Origin of the sequence: Flavobacterium sp. MK4S-17, assembly GCF_009848495.1 — a bacterium.
Classification (GTDB): domain Bacteria; phylum Bacteroidota; class Bacteroidia; order Flavobacteriales; family Flavobacteriaceae; genus Flavobacterium.
The window spans coordinates 125,745-145,390 of the sequence record NZ_WWEP01000035.1 but is presented as its reverse complement, the minus strand read 5'-3'; the positions used below and the strand labels follow the sequence as shown (position 1 = coordinate 145,390).

Here is a 19,646-nt window from a genome sequence, read left to right as displayed (position 1 = left end):
TCGCGTCAGGGTTTACCATTTCATTCTATTTTGATGAGTTACTGGTAAGTGTGACCCTGCAGTGTTAGGTTCGATTCTTCCCCTGCCTAAAAAAATAGGCGCAGGCAACCACACTTACGGACACTGGGGCACTGGTATACCTAGACTTCGCATAAGCGAGCGCCCACGCCGTAGCATGAGCGTCTCTACTTAGCCTCGAAGTCTTTAAAAATTACCAGTTTTCAGTGACGAGACTTAAAGCAAAAACACTTTAAGATTTTCAATATGTACACAAAGATAGCAACCTTTGCCATAATGTGCAATGCCAAATTGGCGATTGCCACCTCAGAATTTCAGTCGGAGCTTTGTCAGCGGCTCCGCCTTTAAAAGGTCCGAGTTCCTTACTTTAAGCCGCTGCCCACGGCCGCCGTTCTTCTCTACCAATTCAATTTCCAGTACCTGCCTCTTGGTTAAGGTAAAGACATCCAGCAGGTACACATTCCTTTCTTTACTGTGGCCTTCAACTGTAAGTAGTGGCTTGTACAAACGCAGCGGTTCCAGGGTACGCTCCTGGACGACGGTGCGCTTGGCCACCTTGCGGTCAACAATAGCGAAGCGTATAAAATCCGGCGTAAAGGGAACATGAGTGGTATTTTCGGTCTGGATATGGAAATAGTACTTTCCTCCATGTATATAGATGCCCCGCAGTGAAAGGGTAATGCCATAGCCTTCCGATCTGACTTTCAGCTGCCTTTCGTTCTTGTTATAGAGTGCCTCCATTAATAGGCCTGTCAGCGTTGCCGGCGTTGCGCCGAGCGATTCAAAACGTATGTCAGCAGCCTTTTTCCTTGAAGATGACCGCATACCTTTTGAAAGGTTATGCCCCAGGATCAGCGGGTGGTCGCTATAGCACACGTCAAAGCTGTAGAACTGCCCATCTTCAGTGATAACAGAGAAATTGCTTTCGGTTTGAAAGCCTGCTACTGCCGCTTTCACGCGCAGTACATTATCAGCATCCTCCGCCTTCCCCGCGACAATGTTGTCGCTGCCCAGATCCACGTACCGTATGCCGGAGGGAAAAATAATATGGGTGGTCTTTTCATAGGTTACTTCTATGGTATAGGGTTCCACTTTTCCTAAGGCAATCACCTCATCAGGGTGTACCTGAGCCTGCGTGTTATATGTGATACCGCATAGCAGTACAAGCATTGCGATAGTAAACTGTTGTATTTTCATTGGATTTTTATTTTAGTTATTTTTCTTTTGATACCAGGAACAGCTGGTAGCCTGCATTGAGGTTCGCCTTTTGAGGCTTTACCCTTTTGGAAAAGTAGCCTGAGATGCCCTGTAGCAACCCCCTTGTGGCATCCGAAGTGAGCTGTTGCCCGGCATTCCTGTTGATGGTGAAGCTGCCACCGGCAGCATTGCCAATATTGGCAAGTGTGCCATTTACTGCGGTTACTTCCGGTGCGTACGGCAGGTTAAGCCCTTTCTGCCCGTCAAGGTCATAGGCCGAGAGGTCTACCGGTATGATCCTGCCTTCTGTTTCAAGGGATACCACCTGCAGTTGCAGGCGGCTGGTTTGGAATTTCGCTGTGGCTGTTACAATATACCCTGCGGGAAGCGTGGCACCGCCAAGCCTTGCAGGCTGCAACAGGCGCAACTGCACGGTGCCCTCGCCGGTTATTTTTACCGTCTGGTGCACACAGGCCCTGAGCGAATTGGCAGGCTGTACCATAGCGGCTGCTTTACCCGCACCATAAAAATTACGTTGTGTTGCCAGGGCTGCTTTTTGTAACGCCAACGAATCCGGTACATGTTGGGCGAGGTCGGATACTATAGCCTTCTTTGCCGGCAGCACTTCCAGATAGTTGCGGTTTTCTTTCTCTTCGGCTTTTTTGCCAATACTGTCTTTACTTCCTCCTGTTCCCGGGAAATATTTCGCTGCCATCTGGTACGATTTTTCCATGAGTTGCAGCCGGTCGAGCGAGCCGTTGCGGGACGGGCTTTGCTGCCCGAGCTGCTCCCTGAGCTTTTCATTTTCCTTACGCAAGGCTTCCTGTTCCGGGTTTCCCCTGTAGAAGCTGCTTAGGGAACGCTGCATATTTTGGTAGCTGCCCAAAGCTGGGTTAGCTGTCCTCCTTTGCATTGGAATATCCCGTGGGTCCTCCGGTTCAGGCTGTTTAGCCGCACTAGCAGTGCTGTCCGCCTGCCAGTAATCAGATAAGGTCATCAGCACTTCACGTTTTGCCTTTTCCTTTTCCCTGAGCATTTCCTGCTCGTACGCCTTGCCTTTATCCGCGGGCAGCGCATCTTCCGTTGCTTGTGGTACCGCGTCATTGATGCCGTCCGCAACAGCCTCTGCAGGCTGTTGCTCGGAATCTCCGCCGAAGATGAGATACAGGCAGGCTATAAACAGGATGGCCATTATACTGAACACCAGTGGCTTTTTAAGCTTCTCCTTGCTAATCCTGTTGTGATTCCCTTCTCCGGCAGGCTCGCCGCTGTCCAAAAAGCGGCCTTTTGCTTGTTTACTCTCTTTCATTGTTTCCGTTTTTAAGTTCTCTCGTATTTTTTACCTCCGTCCCCTTATCCATGCCGTTTGCTAAGGGGTTCGTGATGTGCGTAACAGGCACTTCCCTTTGTTGCCCGACCTGCATGATAACCTGTACAATTACTGCCAGCGTGATGATCAGGTAGCCGGCGAAACTATACAGTACCATACGCTTCCTTTGCTCCTGCGGCAGCTGCTTCCATTGGCTGTCCAATTTGTCAAGCCATGGTTCCAGTGATAATTGAAGCTTTTTCATTGCTGTCTTATTAGCGTTCCACAACTTCCATATCCTTGTTCTCCAAGACGCGGAATTGCTCCATCGTGAAGCCCTGGGGGTTTTCATCGGACCGTACCGAATTGACCAGCAGGCACGAGGTTACAAGGCTTCTTCGCGTAACATTGCTGGAACGGATGATGTATTGCCTGGCATAGGTCCGCACCGTGTACGGGTAGCGTTCAAAGTCGCAGTGCACGCTGTCCACCTCGGTACGCTGCTGTACATTGCCGGAGATGATACGGCTGTAGTAGCCCTTTTCTGCAAGGTCCTTGTAATAATTAAAGGCGCTTTTATCCGCGAGGTTGAATGCCCTTCGCATATTACTCTCAATCGCAGCCTTATCCGGTGCGAGGGTAAAGAAAAGCTCGTGAAAGCGCCTTACGTGCTCACGCGCCTCCACCGGGCGGTTCACCGCTGCATCCTGCGAGAGGGCTACCATCAGCGACTTGCCCTGGTCCAGTACATACACCTTCTCACGCTGTTCGCGGGCAAAGCGGTAGGACTCCCAGACCGCATAGCCCGTGATGCCCAGGCAGACTGTGGAAAAAATAATGGCATACAGCCGGATCTGCCGGAAACTGTTCTCTATGTTCCGTAAGATTTTAAATTCCATAATTCCGTTTTAAAAGTTATTAATTCATAAGCCTCCCGCTGATATTCCCCGTAGCCGCTCCCGTTGTTGCGCCGGCAATATTGCCCGCCTTTTGGGTCGCCTGGTTGACATTCCGCGTATAGTTCCCCGCGCCGCCGGCCTGTATGATCCAGCCCGTTACCGTCGGGATGGTAAAGTAGCCGATAATGCCGATGATCATAAAAATGATATACACCGCATTGGAGGTATCCGGAATAAAAGTGGGGTCGGAAAGCTGTTCGATGTCACGCTCCAGTATGAGGGATTGTATCTTAGCAAGCATGGCGCTGAACAAATCCGAAACCGGAAGCCACAGGTACACGCTGATGTACCGCGTGAGCCATTGGTGCAGGGTCGACTGGAAGCCGTCCCAAACCGAAATGGCAAAAGCGATCGGCCCCAATATCGACAGCACAATCAGGAAGAATGTCCTGATGGTATCAATTACCAGTGCCGCTGCCTGAAACAGGATTTCCAATAGTTCCCGGAAGGCATTGCGTATATCTTGTTTAAGCTGATACATCCCTCGCTCCAGGTACATCCCTGACATGGTAGCAAGGTCCGAAGGTGACCAGCCCAGCTCTTCGAGCTGGCGGTCGAACTCCTCATCCGACACCAGGTACGCCGTCTCGGGGTTGCGCATCATCGCCTCATGCTCCAGCTGGTCTTTTTGCGCCTGCAGGGCATTGAGGTCCAGTACTTGTCCCTCCAGTATGCCATGCGTGCCGGTAACCACCGGGCTCAGCACCGCGTTCATCGTACCCAGTACCATAGTGGGGAAAAACATGATACACAATCCCAGAGCAAAAGGCCTGAGCAGCGGGAACATATCAATAGGTTCGGCGCGGCTGAGCGCCTGCCAGACTTTCAGTGCCACGTAGAACAGCGCACCCAGCCCGGCAAGCCCTTTGGCGACAGCCGCCATCTCTGCCGAGAGGGGCAGCATTTCATCATAGAGCGCGCGCAGCATCTCGTGCAGGTTGCTGAATTCAATTTGCAGCACCATGGCTTACCAGTATTTTTGGCCGGAGGTGCCGTAGAGTTCCAATACGCGCTGGGTATCGTTCCGCTTCTTGGCCCGTAGGAAGCTGACCGAGATGTTCTTATGCGTATAATAGCGGACCAGGTTGTAATAGTCACGTACTTCCTTGTACACCCTCTCGATAATGTCCATACGCTCCTTGTCATTAAGGGAAAGGGACGAGGCGTTGATGATCTGGCTCAGCTCATTGAGCAGTTCTGTACTTTCATTGAGTAGCCTGGAATAGCCAAAAGCGATAGCGCTGAGCTCCTGCGGGCTGAAGTTCGGGTCGTTCAGCATATGCCCGAAATTCGTAACGTACATGTCTGAAATGTCCCCGACCAAAAGTACCGTCTGCTGTACCTTGCGCGCATCCCGGACCAGGTTATTGACCGCTTTCAGGGCATCATAATATTCCTTGCCCTGTTCATACACCTTCTTGACCTCCTTAAAGCTATCCAGCGTGTTGCTCGCTGTCGCCGAGGCTTCAATGATCTGGTCGGCAGTGTTGATAATGCTCTGCGCCAGGTTACCCGGATCGGTTACCACCCATTGCGCGCTTGCCGGTGCGGCTGCCAACAGCAGGGCAGCCCACACCAAATAAAATGCTCTTTTCATAGTATTGATTTTAAATTGTTGTAATTACTGTTCGCGGCGCTGTGCCGCGATACGCCGTATGGCGAGCTCAACATTGCCCCCAAGCTGGGCAGCCAGTTCCATCACTTCCATCTTTTCGCTTTCCTCCGTGGTATAGGCGAGGTACTCCTCAAGGCTTACCTCGGTCGCATACACAGCCGACTGGGTGCCCCCAAGCCCGATCCACACTTCCTTATAGAGCCTTGACGGGTCATTGTTCATGTTAATGGAAAGCACCTGCGCTTTTTCTTTCTCGGTAAGCCCAAGCATGGCCTGTATGTCGTCAAACTTGTTCATGTATTTGCGCTGGTCCAGCAATATCTTACAATCCGAATTGTTGATGATGCTTTCCTTTACTATCGGCGATTGTATGATGTCGTCGACTTCCTGGGTCACCACGATGGCCTCGCCGAAGAACTTCCGGACTGTCTTGAACAGGTACTTGATGTATTCCGCCATGCCTTCCTTGGCTATGGCCTTCCACGCTTCTTCGATCAGGATCAGTTTGCGCTGGCCCTTGAGCCTTCGCATCTTATTGATGAAGACTTCCATGATGATGATCGTCACGATCGGGAAGAGTATCTTGTGGTCCTTAATGGCATCGATTTCAAATACGATAAAGCGTTTCGACAGCAGGTCGAGCTGCTTTTCGGAATTAAGTAGGTAAGCGTATTCGCCGCCTTTGTAATAAGGCTCCAGGACATTTAGGAAATTAGCGAGGTCAAAGTCTTTCTCCCGGACCTGTTTGTTCTCCAGTACCGCCTTGTACTCGTTGCGCACATAATCGTAAAAGCCATTAAAAGAAGGGTGCTCCTCCTGACTGATACGTCCAATATAACTGCTTACGGCGTTGGAAAGCGCCACCTCTTCCGAGCGTGTCGGTGGTTCGTCATCCCGCTTCCATAATGTCAGGATCAGGGTCTTAATGCTCTCCCTTTTCTCAATATCAAATACGCCATCATCCGTATAGAAGGGGTTAAAGGCAATTGGGTTATTTTCCGTATAGGTAAAGTACACCCCATCCGCTCCCTTAGTCTTTCCGTGAATAAGTTCGCAAAGCCCCTGGTAGCTGTTCCCGGTATCAACCAGTAATACATGGGCACCCTGCTCATAGTACTGCCGCACCATGTGGTTGGTGAAAAACGATTTCCCGCTGCCCGACGGCCCCAGTATGAATTTATTACGGTTGGTAATAACACCCTTTTTCATCGGCAGGTCGGATATATCCAGATGGATGGGGTTTCCAGTCAGCCGGTCAGCCATCTTCAATCCAAAAGGTGATGGTGAGTCCCTGTAGTTGGTTTCCTGGCTAAAGAAGCACAGTGCCGGTTCGATGAAGGTATAAAAGCTTTCCTCGCTGGGGAAGTCGCCCGCGTTGCCGGGGATGCCCGCCCAATACAAGGTGGCTGCATCGGTGGTATTGTGCCTGGGCTTGCATTCCATCAGTGCCAGCGCGCTCCCGGTATCGTTCTTGAGCTGCTTGAGTTCCGCCGGGTCGTCTGACCATGCCATCACATTGAAATGGGCACGGATGCTCGAAAGTCCGAACGAATGGGCTTCGTTCAGGTAGCGCTCGATCCATTCCTTATTGATCTGGTTGCTGCGGCTATACCGTGCCAGCGAGTGCATGTTCCTGGCGGACTTCTCAAATTTCTGGAGGTTGTCCGCGCTGTTATCCAAAAACAGGTACTGATTGTAGATATGGTTACAGCCCAAAAGCAGCCCCACTGGTGCGGCAAAGGACAGCCTGCAGTCACTACGGTCAGTAGAGAGCTTTTCAAACCTGGTATCGGCACTGACGCTGCCCGGCAGGTCATCAGTATCCGATAAAGTGTGCACGCACAGCCTCTTGTTGCCCACACGCACTTCTTCACCGTGCAGCGCTATATCCTGCAACGGTTCGGCTTCTGCGGTGGATAAGGTCAGGTACTGCTCAAGCAAACCCGGACGTTCCTCCGTTCCTACAATGTCTTCTTCACCCATCCTGGTGATCCTGACAAGCCCGGAATCGTTAATGATACGCTCGAACTGTGCCACCGCTTCCATAAATTGGTGCACCGTTTCTTTATCGCGGGCGTCTTTTGGGACCAGCCTGCCACGGCATAGCGTTGAGAAATTGCTCTGCATCCGCATGCGCTCCTTCGTGGTTTTAGTCAGGAACAGGTAGCAGTAATGGTTCAGGAACGGGCGCTCGTTAAAATGTTGCTTGTACGACCTGCCCAAAAAGCTCAGCCCGTCTTCGGCAAGCTCAGGCGTATAGCTTTCCTTGATATACCAGTCCTGCTTGTGTACTACCGAATAGTCGGGCAGTGTCTTGACCGCTTTATGCCACGCGGCATGGATGGCCTCATATTCCGCTGAGGCGACCGTAAAAAGTTCCGGCAGCTGCACCGTAAAGCAGGCTGTAATATCGGCATCTTTGCTCAGGATGCAGTTCTCCTCGACAGCCAGTAGCGGGAACTTTTCTTCAAGTGTCCTTTTTTTCGAAGTATTCCTCATGGTTGCTCTTTTTTAAGGTTGGACCTGATAAACCTGGCCGGCTTCCTGCCGCTGGTGATATATTTGGGGTGCCGCTTTCTGGCAGCGAACTTCATAAGCCCATGTTCGCCATATTTCCTGTTCAGGGCGAACGTTTGCCAAACGAGCAGTGAAGCGCCACCGACTCCGAGTCCAATGCAAGCGAAAGAACTAATCCCTGCTATGTAGAGGACCATGACCAGCACCAGTATGCCGAGCAGCCCACCGGCAAAGATGAAAAGGTACTGTGCCTTCAGCCCTTTAAATTCCACCGTCCTTCCAATCCCTTTGTTGATATTGTACTTGTTCATACTCTCAAGGTTATAGGAAGAAGGATTGCAGGATCGTAGCAGCGACAATTAGGAAGATACAGGCTCCAAACCAACTGGCCGCGGTTTTGCTGGTGTCCGGGTCGCCGCTGCTGAATTTGTTGTACACCTTTACGCCTCCGATGAGCCCGACCACCGCGCCTATGGCGTAGATGAGTTGTGTGGCAGGCCCAAAATACGAAGTGACCATCTGGGTGGCTTCTGTAATACCTGCCGAGCCGTCGCCCTGGGCAAAAGCTCCGGTTACTGCTAGCAGCAATAATGCTGTGAACAGTGATTTTCTACTTAAATTACTCATAACAATTACCGAATTATAGATTAATAATTACCTGTGGGGTGCAGGGTTAGGGCAAATGTCTATAAGCAATGAGAAGTGTTATTAATTTGGAACTATCTGGGAGTGATTGTCGTGCAATGGAAGCCTATAGATTAACAAAGGTGGCTTCTTCACAGGTTTCCAGAAAAAGTTGCATATATTTGATTAGATTTTACAATCCCGATGATTAAAAATAGATTAACTATTATTTCTAATGACTGAAATAAAAATTTATCAAAATACCACTCCCAATAAGATCGCAGAGTTATATCAAGAATTTGTCGTTGTCAAATCTTTTGATGGTATTTTTCTAAATATTCCTAGTGAATTTACTACATACAGATTTGGTTTATTAACAGAATTACTAAAATTCGTAATTACTTTAAATTCTAAATCGAAAATTAAAGTTTTAAAAGTTGAAGTAGATGTAAACGATGTAGATACTTTGTACGGCCAAGAATATGCTTACCCAATAATTTCTCTTTTATGGAATACCGCTCGATTTATTGACAAGTTTGACAACGACTTTAAAGATACACTTCGTTTTAAACAAAACGAATATTTCAAAAAAATGAATTCCCTAATTAGCTTAAAAGGTCGAAAATATTTACTGTCAAATACGGATCACTTGTCCAAAAATAATGGTCTTATCAAATTTCTCGAAAATGCAGATGGTTTTAATGATGACGAGGATTATATTGTTTCTACAGTTAAGAAGATTCTTAATGAATATGTGTTGGTTTTTAATCAGTACAATTCTTCTGAACTAGAGGACATAATTGAGCAAATTGGTGAGATTGTTTACGAATTGACTAAAAATACTTACGAATGGGGAAAGACAGATGCAAATATGAAAGATATACAATCAAGTATAAGAGGTGTATACTTTCGCTTCCATAATAATAATTTCGATAAACTAACTCAAGAATTTGAGAACACTCCCTTACATGATTTTTTTAGCCATAGCTATATAGTCGATAATTGTATAAATGATTCTAATAAAGTTTATTATTTAGAAATTCTAGTATATGACTCTGGTGTAGGATTTATTGAAAAATTTAATGATAAATCGGGACTCTCTGACATTGAAGTTATTAAAAAGTGTCTTATTAAAAATCAAACTTCATCAAAATCCAATTTAAAAACCAAGAAGGGACTTGGTCTTGATAGAATACTTACCATTATTGACAAGAAAGGTTTTATTCGTATTACTACAGACAAGTATTCCATTTATAGAGATTTGATAAAAGATAATTATATACCAATTACATTAGAAAAATTAGAAGATTTAAAACTGAATCACTGGAGCAAAGATGGTTTAAATAATCAATCCCTAAACAGATGCCAGGGTTCTTACATAAGTATATTGTATCCGTTTAAAAAAGCAGTATATAATGGGTAAATTTTACATATACAACATAGCTCTCGATAATGACAAACTTATTAAAAAGGAGAAAAAATATAAAGATGCAACTGTTATTTTTAACCCTTCAACTGGATTTGACATTAATTCGCTAAAGAACGAGATTACAGAGCATTTCAAAGAATTTCATCAGACTTGCGCATTAATTTTTATTTATTGTGAATTGAATAAAAATGTTCAGGAGGAAATTTATAAAAACAAAGACAAGATATTTAAAGGTATACCAAAAGTGCAGGAAGAATCACTTACTGATAATATTTTTTATATCTCATATAACGGCTCGGAATTTAAGATTCCTAAATCTCATGAATTTCTAACGAAACAATTTAAAGACTTAATCAATCAAGGGCTTGTGAATATTTTTGTTAGAAATGGCGGACTTGTAGAAAGTAATGGCCTGTCGCATCACTACGTATTTCCTTCAGGTAAACATTCATCGAAATTTTTAAGAACAGCTAATGTACTTGTGCAAAAGTGCGAAATTGATTTCATTGCTATTAATACCCTACATAAATTTAGGGGAATAGAAATTAAAAATATCTATTGCGATACGTTATCGGTGAATGTAATTGGCTATTCTATTAATCAATATTTAAAAAGATTTAATTCTGAAACTGAAATTAATATTGAATCATTTAAATCCTATGATGGGATCTACGATAAAAACACGCGGTTTTCGGATAATTCAGTATTCATTATCTCCGCTTCTACATCCGGAGGATTGGTAAATTATTTAAAAGAGAATCATGGAGAGGCCGTTAATTCTACCAACGTATGTGTGATATATTATCTGCCAATTGATAAAGATTCGGAATTATCCAGGGAACGTATCTTATGTAATCTCGAAGGAAACAGAGCTACAAATTATGGCCTTGAGTTATATGAACAATTCAAGCCCGATCAGAAATGCAAATTCTGCGAGAATAAATCTACAGCTATAAAAATTATAGGTGACTCTTTTAGCCTTGACGAGCCAATTATTAATACAAGAAATATTGTTTCTAAATATATTACAAAATCATTAAAGGACTTTGTCGAAATGTTTAAGCACAATAAGACGACCGGTACATCTTTAAAAGTGTCTTATAGTGAGGAAAGCCAGCAAAGAAAGAGATACGATATTTATATCGACTATGAGAATATTATATCCAATATAGGACAGTACGTTTTGCACAAAGCTAAACTTGATTCCTATATCAATCAATTTGTACCAGCATCGTTAAAATATATTGTTTACCTAAATGATAAAGGATCAGAATTGCTAGCACAATACATACACAACAAAGCTAAGATTCATTCAAATAATACAATTGAAGTTATAAATCAAGCAAATTTGACTGAAGGGCTTATTCCAGAAGAGAGTGCTGGAGCTATTTTAATCGTAGGATCTTGTATTACTAACGGCAAAAACCTTTTATATTTAAGCCGTTTTTTTAGAAATTATGAAAATATTCGTCTAATTTATTTTATAGGAATAAATCGTATCAGTGATCCGGAAAAACAGAAAGAATTAAAAAGTAATATCAAATACGGCCTTTATGGCCCTGAAAACAGTTCGTACATTGAGATTGAATCTATTAGTTGTGACAATTCTAATTCAAAAACTCCGTGGGAAATAGAATTAGAATTACTAAAAAAAATTAGGGAGGAATCAGATAATGTTCCGGATTTAATTCATCAAAGGATTAATGTTATAGAAGAAAATTCTTCCAGTAGAGTCAAAGGAGGGTCCGATAATATATTTTATCAAAACTTGAAAAATGAAAAATTAGAAATTAGAAAAAATTCAGCTTTCTTTAATGACAATACTTATTACAAGAATATCACACAGTCTGATATATATTTTACCATTTCATGTGTACTTAACAATATGAGGAATAACAAAGTAGATGGTCTATTTCAAACTAGTTTTGTTCGAAATTTAATTGACCCATTTATTTTTAACCGTTTTAATGATGGTGTTATTCAAGCGTCAATTTTAAGAGCGGCGAAAGAAGTGGAATTAAACTATTCATATAGTTTTAAAATTTCTGAAGACATGTTCACTCTCTTAACCACAATTATTAAACATAAGAATGAATATCAGGGCGAAGCTATTTTAGAATTTATTTATGCTTTATCTATCGGTAAACTACGCTTACACAAAGATCATTATAAATTACTATTGGAAGAATTAGAAAATATTGATGATGAAAATGTTAAATGTTTAAGTGCTGAAATTCAAACCATTTTTACAAAAAGCTTATAAAAGTAATATAAAGGGATTAAGTATAATCCCTTATATTAAAATTCGCGTCATTATCATTCCGCAAAGAGGAAGAACCTGAATCCGACTCGTGGTCATCAGCATAGTCTAGCAGTTTCGCTATCCTTTTTGAGGCATCTCCAACAGCAGTTTCCAACATTCGCATAAGTTCGGTTCCGTCGATTTTAGAAGCTACGCTCACTGTTCTCTTTTTTTCAGAAGCCTTTAGCGCCTTGCGCTCAAGCAACTGTCCCATAGCAGAAAGCTCGTCATAGGTAACCCCTGTAGCTAAACCATCATCAATGCTGTACACGGCTTTTGCTGCGTACCCTTTCATATCCTCCTCTTCTTCTTCCCAGTCGGGTATGTTTTCTTCATCTGGCTCTTCCTGCGGAATCGGGAGTTTAGTCTCCCGTTTATTTTCAGTATCAAAATTATGCACTACTGGTGCACTGCTCTTATTTTCTGTCTCAATGGCCTGTTTTGGCAGCACAGGGCGTCCGCCCAGCTTAGGCCTGCCCATAATATCGGGAACTCCCGGCAATGGATCATATCCTTTTTTGTTTGAGGCAGGGTTATTTTTTACCTTTGCCCTTAAGTAAAGTAAGGTGGCTATTACTCCTAAAATCACAGCTATTATTATTTTTTCCATAACTACAGTATTGGTTTATATTTATTATTAAAACTTTGAGTTATTTCATCACCAAACTCCTTGAAATGATGATCCAATACATTGTCCATGTATTCAAAGATGCTTATCTTGTCTTCACCAATGACCTGCACCATACGTGTAAGCCTTTCGTGAAACTCAGGCCGTATATACACCACCTTGCCGGCACGCGCACTACCGTCCTTATTCCTGAAAAACTCTTGCTCGTAATTTTGTGTACCTCCCGTTTTGCCTTTTGCTTTCGGTTTAGTTACCTGCTTGGTCCCAATATTTTCAACTGAGCTGGTATTAAGCGACAGCCCCTCTTTCTGAACACCACCGGCCATCATAGAGATCAGGTACTGCTCATCAATATCAGCGTTTTTGTCTTTCTTATCCTTTTCCATCGTTACCCTCATTTAGTAGAATTATCAATTCATTTATTAATCCATCAAGATTACATCCCTGTAGCAGCTTTTCATCAGCCGGAAGCAAAGTAGACCTGAATATTCCCCGGCTGTATGTATCATTTTCCTTCCTGAAGCGAACACTGGCCGCTACCGAAGCACTCATAACTTTAAGGTTGAGTGTTTTGATAATGGACTCATACTGCTCATAAAGCGGATTACGCTCGCGCCCATCGACTTGGTTCCAGAACAGGTGAATTTGCCTAATCGCCACCTGCTTTTGTTTCATCAGCACATCCGTGACCAGTTGGGTAAAAACTAAGGTGCTTTCCATCACTACACGGTCCGCCACAATCGGGGTAAAAATATAGTCCATGCCGGCCAATGCTTTAATAATACCTGGGGCATTTACAGTACCGGGTAAGTCGAAGAACACGATGTCAAGGTCTTTTCTCACATCCGCTGCCATTTGCTCCGCAGCCTCCAGTGCCGTATCAGGTTTCTGCTGTATAACAGGATAAGCTTTTTTGCCCAGCGTCTGAAACTGCCGGTGCGCCAGCTTTTTTATCACATCATTTTCCATAACCATTTTCATATCCCGCTCACGCATTTGTACCAGGCTGTACTGCGGGTAATCACAGTCTATTACTGCTACATTATAGCCCAGCCTATAATGAAGGACGCTCGCGACAAGGCTCGTAAAGGTCGTTTTTCCAACACCTCCCTTTTGGGAAGCAAAGGCCACAAATAGTGTTTTGTCCAATCGTTCCATATGTATATAATTATCTAGTTACTAAAATAGGTACAGGTGTATGTAGCTGCATACCCATGTATACAGGTACAAGTATACAGATGTGCAGAGGTATAGGTTTAAGTACCTGCTTATACAAATACATACTTACACGTGTACCTGCACAATTAAGTAAGTATATAGATAGCCCTATACCTACATCAATACCCACACACGTACCTACCTGCATGGGTAGCTGTATATTTAAGTGCGTATTTACGTAACTACGCATGTACGTACCACACCCATCGGTACAAAGTAAATCAGCGATTATTCAGGGCTTTTGATCCTGGTACGGTTTAGCCTTCACAGTCAGGTTTTGGCCGGGTAGCCGACACTGCTGTTGATAAAAAGGTTCTCTTACTTTGTCAGTATAGAACTGACAGTTTGGGATCTAAAGTAAACGGCCTGAAGCCGTTTTCCCTTGATTCTCTGCAATCCGCAGTATCAGGTGGATTTCCTTTCGCGGGAAAGGAGCAAGTTATGTTTTGAGGCACCCGAAATGTAATCGGTGCCTCAAAACAACTTGCCCTTTCAGGGGGCTGGAACATCCCTCCGAAGTCGGGTGTTTTAACTTTAAAATGGATTGATGATGAAAGAACAGGATAATGAACAAAGGAAAAAAGGGGGGCGTAAGCCCAAGCTTAACCCCAGCACACACCGCCATGTGTTTCGCCTGAATGACGAAGAAAATGCAAAGCTGTTGTCTCTGTATGAGACCTCCGGTATGCACAACAAAGCAAAGTTTATCATTTCACTTTTGCTGGAGAGGGAAATTAAAGTGGTGAAAATTGACCTGCAGGCGATGGAATACCATACCCAACTGACCAAATTTTTCAGCCTTTTCCGTTCAATCGGTGTAAATTATAACCAGGTGGTAAAGATATTATACCGGAATTTTTCAGAGAAAAAAGCGGCTGCTTACCTCTATAGGCTGGAAAAACAAACCATTGAAATGGCTGCCTTGTGCAAAAATATCATCGAACTGACCCAAGCATTTGAATCGGAGTATCTGCTAAAGAATCAGCAAAAATGATTGCTAAAATCGGTAAAGGGATGAATATTTTTGGGGCTGTCTCCTATAACCAACTCAAAGTGGATAAGGAAAACGGCAAGGTGTTACTTGCCCATAAAATACCCGAGCCCGTTGATGGTAACTTCACGGTAGCACAAATCTGCCGTGCTTTTGACCCTTACTTGATCGCTAACAATAAAACTGAGAAACCGGTCAGGCATATCTCCTTGAATCCCGACCCATCCGATAAGGTCGGCGACGATCGCTTTATGAAGATGGCAGAGCAATATATGAAAGAAATGGGGTATGCCAACCAGCCCTATATCGTCTACAAGCACACCGACATTGAGCGTACCCACATCCATATCGTGACAACCTGTGTACAAATCGATGGACGCAAGATCAGCAACAGTTATGACCATCACCGTTCCATGGCAGCCTGCCGTAACCTTGAAAAGAAATTTAATTTAAAACCCGCGGATAAAAAAACACAGCAAAATGACAAGCTTTTTTTCAAGCCTGTTAACTATGCCAAAGGGGACGTAAAAAGCCAGCTTGCAGCAGTAATCCGGTATTTGCCACAATATTACTTGTTCCCTAATCTCGGTACTTATAATGCACTACTTTCCCTCTTTAATCTTACCTGCGAGCAGGTAAGCGGGGAAGCCTACGGCATACCAAAAAAAGGTTTGGTCTACTTTGCCCTTGATGCTAAAGGAGAAAAAGCGGGTAATCCCTTTAAATCTTCCTCGTTCGGCCGGCATGCAGGCTTGGATCATCTCGAAGCGCATTTTGAAAAGTCCAGGACGGAAATGGCAAAGCATCCTTCAAAGGCAATACTTAAAAATACTATTGAAGCTGCTATGCATATGGCTACGGGGGAGTTGGATTTTAAAAAACAACTGCTCGGACAGGGTATCAATGTAGTTGTACGTCGGAATAATCAGGGAAGAATATATGGGATTACTTTTATCGACCATGAATCCCGGAGCGTATGGAATGGTTCGCAACTAAGTAAGAATCTTTCGGCTAACGTTTTTAATGACTGGTGGAATAACGGGATTAAAATTGGTTTGGATACCACACAATCCATTACACTTTCTACTTCTCCTACTAATAATTATATTGAGAAAGATCCATTTCGATTTTTGACTTATAGCAGTAATGATAGTATTTTCGAGTCTTTGGGAAGTTTATTACTGGATAGCCAGGGTGAGGATTATGAAGAACTCGATTTTGAAAATAAGATGAAGAAAAAGAGAAAGCGTAGTAGAGGCAAATAAGGAAACGCAATCGTTATTCATTATTGATAAGTCACAGTAAATTAGGATCACAAATCCTCTTTTTTTAGGTAACAAAAGAGTGGTGTTTACGGTTTTTCCTCATAAAACGTAGTTAACAATTAATTATATTTGGGAGAATCAACTGGATAAGATCTAATATGCAGCCAACCACAATTATACGCAGTACCCATTGCCTTGATTAACACAATGAGGTTAATAGGCTTAATAACATTGAAAATCCAACAAGTACAACAAGTAAAGTATATCTCAAAAAAATATATCTGTTTGAGGAAATTTACTAGTTAGCTACAATTTAAACAAACTATGAACTATATAGAAATTTCGGGACACATTAAAAAAGAATATCTCAATCCTTTAGAAAATTTTGAGATTAAGAATTTAGAAGATGTAAATAATCTTCACACTGAATTGATAAATGTTAGAACAAATTTAAGATTTAGTATCGGAATCGATGTTATGCCTCATTACAGAGGTGAACAAAATTATGGATGGGACGTATTACCAGGAATATTCAGACCACCTTTTTCAAATGAAGTTGACTTAAATAAAGCTAGAGAAATTGAAAAAAAAGGGACAGAAATTTTCAAGGAAAGAGTAATTAAAAAATTTGGTGAAAAGCAAATATTCAAACATAGCGTTGAACCCTTTGGAGAAAATTGGGATTTGTTATTTCAAGCTCAACACGCTGGTGTAAAAACAAATCTGATAGATTTCTCAACTTCAAGCGTTTTATCATCTTTCTTTATGTGTGAACCATCAGAAAAACATGAAAATTCAGATGGCCAACTTTGGGGACTACTTGTACCATCTGAGTTTATTTTTAATGAAACATCTGACTACGACAAACTTGTTTACCCAGAATATAATCCATTTGAATTAGACAAATCTTTCATGTGTAATGTCCCAACTTATATTGATGATATTGATGAAAGAACGTATCAATTTAGATTATTTAGACAACACGGTAGACTATTTGCTTCGGAAAATTCAAACCTAGATGTTCCGCTTAATAAAAAAGAATTCTGGAAAAATATGATGTTTCGTGTTAAAGTATCTGCTGAAGCAAAAAGAACTATATTTAATGAGCTACTTGAAAGAGGAATTGACAGAAAAAGTATGATGATAATCGAAACAGACGATGCTGATGATATAATTGAAAAAGTAAATTGTGAAATAAAAAACTGTAGCTAAAAGTGTTTTAGGCTTCCCTTTTTAGTACGATTTAAGTTTTACCTCACATCAACTCTTATAGTATATTGACAGTTTTGTATCCCCAAATCCGCCACTGCGCCAATCTCCAAACCGATAATCCAACGTTTTAAAATATGGAAAGTCAAAATTAGTCCTATTAAAGCGGAATAATTTTTTGAGTTGAAAGGAAGAAATTGTTTATTATAGAGCCTATTAATTTCTATTAGTTTTGCAAGAAGCCAACTAGTGCTTCCGACAGCCATACACTACCGCCATAACTTTACCTAACTCTAAACTTTTTAAGTTCAATCCTTTGAATTAAAAAAGCTGGAACATGCAGGGAGAAGACGACATAAGGGGGTTGGCCAAAATTATGGCATTCATGCGCGCAGTAAGTATTTTGCTGGTACTCATGCACTTTTACTGGTTTTGTTACGGCGTGTTTAAAGATAAGGGTTGGACGTTACAACTAGCCAATAAAATTTTGTCTGGTTTCCAGGACAAAGCAGGTTTGTTCTCTGAGGTGCTGTACGCAAAGCTATTTGCTTTGGTATTGTTAGCCCTCAGCTGCCTGGGTACGAAAGGGGTTAAAAATGAAAAGGTCACCTGGCGCAAGATCAACAGCGTACTTGCCGTGGGGCTGCTGTTGTTTTTCTTCAATACACCACTGTTGAGGGTTTTTGGTACTACTGGGGTAATCCTGTATATTCTTACAACAGGCGCGGGATATATTTCCTTGATGGTGGCAGGTATTTGGATGTCACGTTTGCTGCGTAACAACCTCATGGATGATGTATTTAATATGGAGAACGAAAGCTTCCGGCAGGAAACACAATTAATGCAAAACGATTATTCGGTAAACCTTCCTACCAAATTTTATTATGAGGGTAAATGGAACAACGGCTGGATCAACATTGTCAACCCTTTTAGGGCGACTATAGTATTGGGTACGCCCGGTTCGGGCAAGTCCTTTGCAGTGGTTAATAATTACATAAGGCAACACATCGAAAAAGGGTTCTCCATGTACATCTATGATTTTAAGTTTGAAGATCTTTCCACTATAGCCTATAACCACCTGCTCAGGTATGCTGACAAATATACAGTCAAGCCGAAATTCTATGTTATCAACTTTGACGACCCGCGCCGCAGCCACCGCTGCAATCCCATCAATCCTGATTTTATGACGGACATCTCTGACGCCTATGAATCGGCGTACACCATTATGCTGAACCTGAACCGCAGCTGGATACAAAAGCAGGGCGATTTTTTTGTAGAATCACCAATTATTCTTTTGGCTGCCATCATTTGGTTTTTAAAGATTTATGATAACGGTAAATATTGCACTTTTCCACACGCTATAGAGCTGCTGAATAAAAAATATGCGGATGTTTTTACAATATTGACTTCTTATCCGGACCTTGAAAATTACTTATCTCCCTTTATGGATGCCTGGCAGGGCGGCGCACAGGATCAGTTACAGGGGCAGATAGCGTCGGCTAAAATTCCATTATCAAGGATGATCTCCCCGCAGCTCTACTGGGTGATGACCGCTGATGATTTTTCCCTGGACATCAACAATCCGCAGGAGCCTAAAATACTGTGTGTGGGCAATAACCCCGACCGTCAGAACATCTATTCTGCCGCCCTTGGGCTTTACAATTCCCGCATCGTGAAGTTGATAAATAAAAAGGGGCAATTAAAAAGTTCGGTTATAATTGATGAGCTGCCTACCATTTATTTCCGCGGGCTGGACAACCTTATTGCAACAGCGCGTAGTAATAAAGTTGCCGTATGCCTCGGCTTTCAGGATTATTCGCAGCTAACCAGGGATTATGGGGATAAGGAAAGTAAAGTGATACAAAATACCGTTGGGAATATCTTTAGCGGCCAGGTTGTTGGAGAAACCGCCAAAACCTTGTCGGAGCGCTTTGGCAAGGTGCTGCAGAAACGCCAAAGCATGACCATTAACCGGACTGACAAGTCCACCTCTATATCGACACAGCTGGATAGCCTTATCCCTGCCTCAAAAATTTCGACCCTTACGCAGGGTATGTTTGTAGGTGCAGTATCAGACAATTTCGATGAACGCATCGAACAGAAGATCTTCCATGCAGAGATCGTGGTGGATACGAAAAAGGTTGCAGAAGAGGAAAAAAATTACAAGAAGATTCCTAGCATTAGAAATTTTACTGACGACAAAGGGAATGATATACTTAAGAGGGAGGTGGAGGACAATTACAGGCAGGTAAAGCTGGACATTGTAAACATTGTTTACAATGAACTGGAACGTATTAAAAATGACCCTGAATTGGAACACCTTAAGCCTAAAAACTAAACGGGGCTTGCAATCACTAACCCCGTT

General features: G+C 42.9%; 18 protein-coding genes. 6 read left to right on the top strand and 12 right to left on the bottom strand.

What is annotated here, in order from left to right; genetic code table 11:
* Positions 1 to 324: 324 nt before the first annotated feature.
* Genes traN through GSF09_RS12030 form a run of 9 tightly spaced genes read right to left on the bottom strand, consistent with a single transcriptional unit; the run spans position 325 to position 8,242 of the window.
* Positions 325 to 1,215, bottom strand: coding sequence for a conjugative transposon protein TraN (gene traN / locus GSF09_RS12070; protein ID WP_159801765.1), 891 nt, complete (start codon positions 1,213 to 1,215; stop codon positions 325 to 327).
* A gap of 16 nt (positions 1,216 to 1,231) precedes the next feature.
* Complete coding sequence (gene traM, locus GSF09_RS12065; RefSeq protein WP_159801763.1) at positions 1,232 to 2,524, bottom strand: conjugative transposon protein TraM; 1,293 nt, start codon at positions 2,522 to 2,524, stop codon at positions 1,232 to 1,234.
* Positions 2,511 to 2,789 carry a hypothetical protein gene (locus tag GSF09_RS12060; protein ID WP_159801761.1) on the bottom strand — a complete coding sequence of 93 codons (279 nt, stop codon included), beginning with the start codon at positions 2,787 to 2,789 and terminating at the stop codon, positions 2,511 to 2,513. Before GSF09_RS12060 ends, traM begins: the two co-directional genes overlap by 14 nt.
* A 10-nt stretch (positions 2,790 to 2,799) precedes the next feature.
* The gene (gene traK / locus GSF09_RS12055; RefSeq protein ID WP_159801759.1) at positions 2,800 to 3,423 is read right to left on the bottom strand and encodes a conjugative transposon protein TraK; all 624 of its coding nucleotides are present in this window, start codon (positions 3,421 to 3,423) and stop codon (positions 2,800 to 2,802) included.
* Between the two features lie 19 nt (positions 3,424 to 3,442).
* Complete coding sequence (gene traJ / locus GSF09_RS12050; protein ID WP_159801843.1) at positions 3,443 to 4,435, bottom strand: conjugative transposon protein TraJ; 993 nt, start codon at positions 4,433 to 4,435, stop codon at positions 3,443 to 3,445.
* A gap of 15 nt (positions 4,436 to 4,450) precedes the next feature.
* Positions 4,451 to 5,080 (bottom strand): DUF4141 domain-containing protein, encoded by a 630-nt coding sequence (locus tag GSF09_RS12045; RefSeq protein WP_159801757.1) that lies wholly within the window; start codon positions 5,078 to 5,080, stop codon positions 4,451 to 4,453.
* Positions 5,081 to 5,104: 24 nt separating this feature from the next.
* Positions 5,105 to 7,597 (bottom strand): TraG family conjugative transposon ATPase, encoded by a 2,493-nt coding sequence (locus tag GSF09_RS12040; RefSeq protein ID WP_159801755.1) that lies wholly within the window; start codon positions 7,595 to 7,597, stop codon positions 5,105 to 5,107.
* Complete coding sequence (locus tag GSF09_RS12035; RefSeq protein ID WP_159801753.1) at positions 7,594 to 7,926, bottom strand: DUF4133 domain-containing protein; 333 nt, start codon at positions 7,924 to 7,926, stop codon at positions 7,594 to 7,596. Before GSF09_RS12035 ends, GSF09_RS12040 begins: the two co-directional genes overlap by 4 nt.
* 10 nt (positions 7,927 to 7,936) lie before the next feature.
* Positions 7,937 to 8,242: a DUF4134 domain-containing protein gene (locus GSF09_RS12030; protein ID WP_159801751.1), complete on the bottom strand. Its 306-nt coding sequence runs from the start codon at positions 8,240 to 8,242 to the stop codon at positions 7,937 to 7,939.
* A gap of 232 nt (positions 8,243 to 8,474) precedes the next feature.
* Between GSF09_RS12030 and GSF09_RS12025 the strand changes: the two genes are divergently transcribed.
* Together GSF09_RS12025 and GSF09_RS12020 are read left to right on the top strand one after the other, a co-directional pair.
* A complete protein-coding gene (locus GSF09_RS12025) occupies positions 8,475 to 9,662 on the top strand; it encodes a hypothetical protein (RefSeq protein ID WP_159801749.1) in 1,188 nt (395 codons plus the stop codon).
* On the top strand, positions 9,655 to 11,931 hold the full coding sequence (locus tag GSF09_RS12020; protein ID WP_159801747.1) for a hypothetical protein: 2,277 nt from the start codon (positions 9,655 to 9,657) through the stop codon (positions 11,929 to 11,931). The genes GSF09_RS12025 and GSF09_RS12020 overlap by 8 nt, the downstream gene beginning before the upstream one ends.
* Positions 11,932 to 11,947: 16 nt before the next feature.
* Here GSF09_RS12020 and GSF09_RS12015 read toward each other — a convergent pair whose 3' ends face one another.
* From GSF09_RS12015 to GSF09_RS12005, 3 genes are read right to left on the bottom strand one after another with little or no spacing between them, the layout of a single operon-like run.
* On the bottom strand, positions 11,948 to 12,580 hold the full coding sequence (locus GSF09_RS12015; RefSeq protein ID WP_159801745.1) for a hypothetical protein: 633 nt from the start codon (positions 12,578 to 12,580) through the stop codon (positions 11,948 to 11,950).
* A 2-nt stretch (positions 12,581 to 12,582) separates the two neighbouring features.
* Positions 12,583 to 12,984 carry a DUF3408 domain-containing protein gene (locus GSF09_RS12010; RefSeq protein ID WP_159801743.1) on the bottom strand — a complete coding sequence of 134 codons (402 nt, stop codon included), beginning with the start codon at positions 12,982 to 12,984 and terminating at the stop codon, positions 12,583 to 12,585.
* A complete protein-coding gene (locus GSF09_RS12005) occupies positions 12,971 to 13,756 on the bottom strand; it encodes a ParA family protein (RefSeq protein ID WP_159801741.1) in 786 nt (261 codons plus the stop codon). The genes GSF09_RS12010 and GSF09_RS12005 overlap by 14 nt, the downstream gene beginning before the upstream one ends.
* 610 nt (positions 13,757 to 14,366) lie before the next feature.
* On the opposite strand from GSF09_RS12005, the gene mobA reads away from it, so the two are divergent.
* The 4 genes from mobA to mobC all read left to right on the top strand — a co-directional run bounded on the left by mobA (position 14,367) and on the right by mobC (position 19,619).
* On the top strand, positions 14,367 to 14,810 hold the full coding sequence (gene mobA / locus GSF09_RS12000) for a conjugal transfer protein MobA (protein ID WP_159801840.1): 444 nt from the start codon (positions 14,367 to 14,369) through the stop codon (positions 14,808 to 14,810).
* A complete protein-coding gene (mobB, locus tag GSF09_RS11995) occupies positions 14,807 to 16,072 on the top strand; it encodes a conjugal transfer protein MobB (protein ID WP_159801739.1) in 1,266 nt (421 codons plus the stop codon). Before mobA ends, mobB begins: the two co-directional genes overlap by 4 nt.
* Positions 16,073 to 16,396: 324 nt before the next feature.
* On the top strand, positions 16,397 to 17,284 hold the full coding sequence (locus GSF09_RS11990) for an FRG domain-containing protein (RefSeq protein ID WP_159801737.1): 888 nt from the start codon (positions 16,397 to 16,399) through the stop codon (positions 17,282 to 17,284).
* A 334-nt stretch (positions 17,285 to 17,618) separates the two neighbouring features.
* Entirely contained in the window at positions 17,619 to 19,619 is a 2,001-nt protein-coding gene (gene mobC / locus GSF09_RS11985) for a conjugal transfer protein MobC (RefSeq protein WP_159801735.1), read from the top strand.
* Positions 19,620 to 19,646: the final 27 nt, after the last annotated feature.

What these genes read in the sequence shown, in the direction of transcription:
- traN (WP_159801765.1), bottom strand. Translation starts at nt 1,215, where the DNA reads ATGAAAATACAACAGTTTACTATCGCAATGCTTGTACTGCTATGCGGT.
- GSF09_RS12015 (WP_159801745.1), bottom strand. Translation starts at nt 12,580, where the DNA reads ATGGAAAAAATAATAATAGCTGTGATTTTAGGAGTAATAGCCACCTTA.
- mobA (WP_159801840.1), top strand. Translation starts at nt 14,367, where the DNA reads ATGAAAGAACAGGATAATGAACAAAGGAAAAAAGGGGGGCGTAAGCCC.
- GSF09_RS12005 (WP_159801741.1), bottom strand. Translation starts at nt 13,756, where the DNA reads ATGGAACGATTGGACAAAACACTATTTGTGGCCTTTGCTTCCCAAAAG.
- GSF09_RS11990 (WP_159801737.1), top strand. Translation starts at nt 16,397, where the DNA reads ATGAACTATATAGAAATTTCGGGACACATTAAAAAAGAATATCTCAAT.
- mobB (WP_159801739.1), top strand. Translation starts at nt 14,807, where the DNA reads ATGATTGCTAAAATCGGTAAAGGGATGAATATTTTTGGGGCTGTCTCC.
- GSF09_RS12020 (WP_159801747.1), top strand. Translation starts at nt 9,655, where the DNA reads ATGGGTAAATTTTACATATACAACATAGCTCTCGATAATGACAAACTT.
- GSF09_RS12010 (WP_159801743.1), bottom strand. Translation starts at nt 12,984, where the DNA reads ATGGAAAAGGATAAGAAAGACAAAAACGCTGATATTGATGAGCAGTAC.
- traK (WP_159801759.1), bottom strand. Translation starts at nt 3,423, where the DNA reads ATGGAATTTAAAATCTTACGGAACATAGAGAACAGTTTCCGGCAGATC.
- traM (WP_159801763.1), bottom strand. Translation starts at nt 2,524, where the DNA reads ATGAAAGAGAGTAAACAAGCAAAAGGCCGCTTTTTGGACAGCGGCGAG.
- GSF09_RS12045 (WP_159801757.1), bottom strand. Translation starts at nt 5,080, where the DNA reads ATGAAAAGAGCATTTTATTTGGTGTGGGCTGCCCTGCTGTTGGCAGCC.
- GSF09_RS12030 (WP_159801751.1), bottom strand. Translation starts at nt 8,242, where the DNA reads ATGAGTAATTTAAGTAGAAAATCACTGTTCACAGCATTATTGCTGCTA.
- GSF09_RS12040 (WP_159801755.1), bottom strand. Translation starts at nt 7,597, where the DNA reads ATGAGGAATACTTCGAAAAAAAGGACACTTGAAGAAAAGTTCCCGCTA.
- GSF09_RS12060 (WP_159801761.1), bottom strand. Translation starts at nt 2,789, where the DNA reads ATGAAAAAGCTTCAATTATCACTGGAACCATGGCTTGACAAATTGGAC.
- GSF09_RS12025 (WP_159801749.1), top strand. Translation starts at nt 8,475, where the DNA reads ATGACTGAAATAAAAATTTATCAAAATACCACTCCCAATAAGATCGCA.
- GSF09_RS12035 (WP_159801753.1), bottom strand. Translation starts at nt 7,926, where the DNA reads ATGAACAAGTACAATATCAACAAAGGGATTGGAAGGACGGTGGAATTT.
- mobC (WP_159801735.1), top strand. Translation starts at nt 17,619, where the DNA reads ATGCAGGGAGAAGACGACATAAGGGGGTTGGCCAAAATTATGGCATTC.